Source organism: Acidaminococcus sp. CAG:542 (assembly GCF_000437815.1).
GTDB lineage: Bacteria > Bacillota > Negativicutes > Acidaminococcales > Acidaminococcaceae > Acidaminococcus.
In genome coordinates this window covers 2,722-7,916 of record NZ_FR902063.1, presented here as the reverse complement: position 1 = coordinate 7,916, position 5,195 = coordinate 2,722, and the positions used below count along the sequence as shown (strand labels likewise).

The window sequence follows — 5,195 nt, the reverse complement described above, 5'->3', positions numbered from 1 at the left end:
CCGCCATTTTCGCCGCCCGGTATGGCAGCGACGCCCCCTTTGCCACCAAGCTGACGGTACTGTCCACGCTGCTCAGTATGTTCACCATCCTGTTCTGGTGCATGGTGCTGCCGGAGCCGTGAGACAAGGTGCTGTTGCATGCGCAACAGCACCTTTGTTCATCCTTTTGCCTCTTTTCTGCCTTATTTATTCTGCATCTTGGGATTATGATGTATAGTCAGTATTCTATGCATCACAGAAAGGCGAAGAAGGTATGCGTTTCCTTTGGAATTTCATCAAATATCTGGTGTTCCTGACCCTGCTGCTCCTGCTGGGAGCCGGATTCTATGCCGGGAATGCCGCGTACACCCAGCTGTTCACCCAGCCCTGGGACAAACTGCTGGCCATCGAGAACCATCGGAATGACCTGGACATGATCCATGGGCTGGAACGGAAATACGGCTGGGAACGGGTGGCCGTCACCTCCAAGGACGGTACCCGGCTCCAGGGAACCTACATTGAAAGCCCTTCAGGAGGCCATAAAACCGTCATTCTGCTCCACGGTCTGTACCAGAATCGGACCATGTGCGTTCCCTATGCCCGGATTTACCTGGCCCGGGGATACAATGTGCTGATGCCGGATATCCGGGGCCATGGGGAAAGCGGCGGCAATACCAATGACTGGGGAATCCACGATCCGGAAGACATGGACAGCTGGGTGGCTCTGCTCCGGCAGCAGGATCCTCAGGTATCCATCGGGTTCCACGGCATTTCCCTGGGGGCCGCCATGAGCCTGATCTATGCCGGCACCCCTCAGGGCCGGGACATGGCTTTCTACGTGGCAGACAGTTCCTATGGCAATGTACTGGAACTGGGCCGGGAAAAGCTCATGAACTATACAGAGGACCAGCGGATCCTTACCGGCATGGAAGTACTGGATCCCTTTTTCCAGGCTTCCATGTACTACCATACCCGGAAGACCCTCCGGGATGTGGACCCGGCTTCCTGCGTCCAGCGGATGACCACTCCGGTACTGTTCCTCCACGGAGATGTGGACCGGCTGATTCCCCCTCACATTGCGGAAGAACTGATGGACCGGTGCACCAGTCCCCATAAAAAGCTGGTCTATTTCGAAGGATCCGGCCACGCCAATGAAATAGTAGACAATCCGGAAGGATATGCCCAGGCAGTGGGAAGCTTTTTGGAGAGCTTGTAAAAGGAGCTGTGAAAAAATGATTCTTCATTTTTTCACAGCCCCTTTTTTACGCGTATTTCTTCAACAGTTCCAGGAACGCCTCTTCATGGTCCGGATACCACTGGGTAAAGGGCTGGCCGGCTTCCAGGAGGATCTGGTTCAGGTCCAGGAAGAACTGGGGCAGCCGGGCGGTGGCAATCAGGCCCAGAGGCTCGCTGATCTTTTCCTTTCCGTAGGCGTAGCTGCCTCCCGCGTACACCTGGAAGGCACTGGCCCGTTCCCCGTTCACCAGGGTGAAGGCCCCACGGAAGCCCAGCGCCGCCAGGGATTGGACAGTGCAGGTGGAAGGGCAGCCGGAGAAGTGGCATTTGGGCAGATACCGGGTATCCACGCCCTTTTCCTTCAGGAAGGAGGCAATCCGGGCCAGGGTCCCATGGGAATCACACAGGCCCTGCTGGCATACAGCTGCGCCGATGCAGCTGACGGAATGTTCAAAGAGGGTGTGGGCGGTGTCCTTTTCTGTCAGGGCGGCCACCTGCCGGGCTTCTTCCGCCGTCAGGTTGATGATGTAGCAGGTTTCGTCTGCGTTGAGCCGCAGCTGGGCGCCTTCCATCTGAGAAGCTTCTCCCAGCAGCTGCCGGAACACCTGGATATCCGGCACCCCGCCCAGGGGCTTGTATTCCACATAGTACAGCCCTTCCTGTTTCTGGCTGTGGATCCGGGGATCGGCCAGGACGGAATCATCTTTTCCGGATTTGGTCAGGGGAGGGATGGGTTCCAGTTCCAGACGGGGGATCCCTTCTTCCCGGCACCGGGCCACGGCATCCCGGACCGCTTTCCGGAAGGGTTCTTCTCCCATTTTGGTCAGGATGAACCGGGAACGGGCGGTCCCCCGGTGTTCATAGTCCCCGTATTTCATGTACACGTCCCGGGCATAGCCCAGGATATACCAGGACAGGTCCCGGGGATCCACCTGGGTGTCAATGAGCACCCCGAACCGGCTGCCGTTGACCCCGAAGCCCCCGCCGGCGTAGGCATCGAAGGTGCCGTCAGGACGGGCTACAAAGCCCAGGTCCTTGAAAGTGGCATGGCCTTCATTGTCGATGCCGTTGGAAAAGCTGATCTTGTATTTCCGGGGCAGTTTCAGTTCCGGGATCAGGCTGATGACGAAATTGGCGGCTGCCCGGATGGCCGGGGTCATGTCAAAGGGTTCTCCCTTTTCCACCCCGTGGAGAGGGCTGGCCGTGATGTTCCGGGGATTGTCTCCGCCGGCGCCTGCGCAGTAGATTCCATGGTCAAAGCAGTCCTGGTACAGCCCCAGTACTTCCTGTTCCTGGAGATGGTGGAGCTGGAGGGCTTCCCCGGTGGTGAAATGGGCCAGGGTCACATGGTATTTGTCGATGGCCTGGGCCAGGAAGGCCATATGGGCCTGATCGATGGCCCCGCCGGAGAAGCGCAGCCGGAGCATGCTGCTGTTCGCGCCCCGTTCTCCATAGGAACCGAATTTGCCGGAAGTCCCTTTATATTTTCCGGGAGCCAGCTCTTTGGCATAGAAAGCCCGTGCGGCTTCCTGGAAGACCGGGAACTGGCTTCGGATCTTCTCTTTGGCAGTTTCAGAAATCTGAGTCATGGACGGATTCCTCCTTTGTGTGCTTGTAAATCCGGATGGATGGAATAGAAAAAGAATAACACATCCTAATTCATAGTGCAATAGTGTGATATAAGCAGCAGCCCCTCCTACCGCAGGGTCAGCAGACACACGGTCTCCACATGGCTGGTATGGGGGAACATGTCCACGGGCTGGACTTTCCGGACCACGAAGCCTTTGTCCCGGAGAATGGCCGCATCCCGGGCCAGGGAGGCCGGGTTGCAGGAAACATACACCACCCGCTGGGGACGGACTTTGGCAATGGCGTCCAGCACCCGTTGTTCACAGCCGGCCCGGGGAGGATCCAGCACCACCACATCGGGGCGGCTGCCCTGGCGGACCAGTTCGGGCATTTCTTTGGCCGCATCTCCGCACAGGAACTCTGCATTAGTCACCTGGTTGTCCCGGGCATTCTGCCTGGCATCCCGGATGGCCGGAGCCACGATTTCGATTCCCAGGGCCCGCTGAGCTTTCTGGGCCAGGAACAAGGTAATGGTGCCGGTGCCGCAGTAGGCGTCGATGACCTTCTCCTTTCCTGTAAGGGACGCGTACTGGAGGGCTGTTTCATAGAGCTTTTCCGCCTGGAGGGTGTTCACCTGGAAGAAGGAATGGGGAGAAATGGCAAAGGTGAATTTTCCCAGCCGGTCATGGATTACGCCCGGCCCCCAGATCACTTTGTTTTTGGGGCCCATGATCACATTGGTATGACGGGTGTTCAGGTTCTGGACCAGAGTGGTGAAGCCGGGGATTTCCTGCCGGAGCATGGCCGTCAGATCCTTCAGATGGGGGACCTGGGGTTCGTTGGTCACCAGCACGGCCATTACTTCCCCGGTACGGACTCCCACCCGGCCCATAATGTGCCGGACAATGCCCCGCCGGGCATCTTCTTCCAGAGCCGGGATCCGGAATTTTTCCATCCAGGCCCGGACCACCTGGACGATTTTGTTGTTGGTCTGCTGCTGGATCAGACAGTCTTTCACATCAATGACCCGGTGGGTGCCCTGGGCGTAGCAGCCAATGGCCAGGGTGTGGTTCCGTCCCTGGGCAGCCGGTACCTGCATTTTATTCCGGTAATGCCAGGGGTCCTCCGCTCCCAGGGTTTCCTGGACGCAGAGTTTGGAAAAATGGCCGATCCGTTCCATGGCGTCCACCACCGTCTGGCGTTTCAGGGCCAGCTGGGCCGGATAGGACAGGTGCTGGAGCTGGCAGCCGCCGCACTGGGCATACACCGGGCAGGGTGGGGTCACCCGGTCTGGAGAAGGCACCAGCAGTTTCAGCAGCCGGGCCTGGCCGTAGCTTTTCTTCAGCAGGGTCACCTGGGCCTGGATCCGCTCTCCCGGCAGGGCTCCAGGGACGAAGAAGGTAAAGCCGCTGACTTTGCCCACCCCTTCTCCGGAGCTGCCCAGACCGGTGATGGTCAGTTCGATGTTCTCTTTGATTTTGAAGGGTAATTTGTTTTCTTTCATAATACTGTCATTATACCGTTGTCCCCGTTCCGGTGCAATGTTTCCGGCTGAAAAGTCGGGAAAGAGAAGGAAAGGATGGATAAAGAAAGAGAAAGAATCTTTTTGAACAATTTTCAAATGAATTGACAAAATAAACGGTTTTTACTATCATATTATTATGGAAGGACGCTGGTAGTGGATTCAGCGCCCGTTTTTTCAAATGGGGAAAAAGAGTCCAGCAGGGAGGCGTGATTTTACTGTTATTTCTATTGAGGGGGAGAAGTTTATGATGTGGAAAGAAGATGCATTGCTGCTTGTCTATGTGGCTTTGGGCGGCGCCCTGGGATCGGTGGCCAGATACCTGGTGGCTGGGGCCCTGAAGGGAGTTTGGAGCAATCATTTTCCTTGGGAAATGGTCTTTGTGAATACCTTCGGATGTATCCTGGTAGGCTTTTTCGCTGCCTTCTTGTATACCAAATTCCCACACCCCAAATGGGCCATGCTGCTGTACTGGGGGTTTATCGGCGGCTTTACGGCCTTTTCTTCCTTTATTAAGGAAGGGCTCCATTTCTTTCTCCACGGGGAACATGTAACCGGGTTCCTGTATCTCCTGCTCCAGAATACCCTGGGCCTTCTGGCAGCCAGTGTGTCCTTCTGGGCGGGAAAAACGCTGTTGTAAAGGGATGATGTTCTCGTGAAATCCTTCTTTGTGACCCTGCTGCTGGTGGGACTGGGTGGCTCCATGGCCATCTGGGCCATGTACCGGGCGGGGCTCTCTTTTTTGCGGTCCTGGTGGACTCTGGTGCCTTTTTGGGTACTGCCTTTGTGTTTTGTGTTCAGCAATGTGTATCTGAATGCGGTGCCCCGGCCTCTTTTGCGGTTCCTGGCCTGGGCAGGGGGCCTGTGGATGGGCTTCCTGTACTATTCC

5 protein-coding genes and 1 pseudogene are annotated in these 5,195 nt (G+C 56.8%); 4 read left to right on the top strand and 2 right to left on the bottom strand.

Annotated features, from left to right (window positions below; translation table 11 throughout):
- Together QVO43_RS04875 and QVO43_RS04870 are read left to right on the top strand one after the other, a co-directional pair.
- A pseudogene (locus tag QVO43_RS04875) lies at window positions 1-122 on the top strand (AEC family transporter); the annotation flags it as partial.
- Between the two features lie 131 nt (window positions 123-253).
- Window positions 254-1,195 (top strand): alpha/beta hydrolase, encoded by a 942-nt coding sequence (locus tag QVO43_RS04870; protein WP_022487455.1) that lies wholly within the window; start codon window positions 254-256, stop codon window positions 1,193-1,195.
- Window positions 1,196-1,241: 46 nt separating this feature from the next.
- Here QVO43_RS04870 and QVO43_RS04865 read toward each other — a convergent pair whose 3' ends face one another.
- Together QVO43_RS04865 and rlmD are read right to left on the bottom strand one after the other, a co-directional pair.
- On the bottom strand, window positions 1,242-2,804 hold the full coding sequence (locus QVO43_RS04865; RefSeq protein ID WP_022487454.1) for a nitrite/sulfite reductase: 1,563 nt from the start codon (window positions 2,802-2,804) through the stop codon (window positions 1,242-1,244).
- A 107-nt stretch (window positions 2,805-2,911) separates the two neighbouring features.
- Window positions 2,912-4,288 carry a 23S rRNA (uracil(1939)-C(5))-methyltransferase RlmD gene (gene rlmD / locus QVO43_RS04860; protein WP_022487453.1) on the bottom strand — a complete coding sequence of 459 codons (1,377 nt, stop codon included), beginning with the start codon at window positions 4,286-4,288 and terminating at the stop codon, window positions 2,912-2,914.
- Between the two features lie 265 nt (window positions 4,289-4,553).
- Between rlmD and QVO43_RS04855 the strand changes: the two genes are divergently transcribed.
- Both QVO43_RS04855 and QVO43_RS04850 read left to right on the top strand, forming a co-directional pair.
- The gene (locus tag QVO43_RS04855) at window positions 4,554-4,946 is read left to right on the top strand and encodes a fluoride efflux transporter FluC (RefSeq protein ID WP_022487452.1); all 393 of its coding nucleotides are present in this window, start codon (window positions 4,554-4,556) and stop codon (window positions 4,944-4,946) included.
- 15 nt (window positions 4,947-4,961) lie between these two features.
- Window positions 4,962-5,195, top strand: a 234-nt coding sequence (locus QVO43_RS04850) for a hypothetical protein (RefSeq protein WP_288174545.1), incomplete at its 3' end; no start/stop codon positions are given.

Bases quoted from the DNA above. Each gene is read 5' to 3' on its own strand.
- QVO43_RS04855 (WP_022487452.1), top strand. From the start codon at position 4,554: ATGATGTGGAAAGAAGATGCATTGCTGCTTGTCTATGTGGCTTTGGGC.
- rlmD (WP_022487453.1), bottom strand. From the start codon at position 4,288: ATGAAAGAAAACAAATTACCCTTCAAAATCAAAGAGAACATCGAACTG.
- QVO43_RS04870 (WP_022487455.1), top strand. From the start codon at position 254: ATGCGTTTCCTTTGGAATTTCATCAAATATCTGGTGTTCCTGACCCTG.
- QVO43_RS04865 (WP_022487454.1), bottom strand. From the start codon at position 2,804: ATGACTCAGATTTCTGAAACTGCCAAAGAGAAGATCCGAAGCCAGTTC.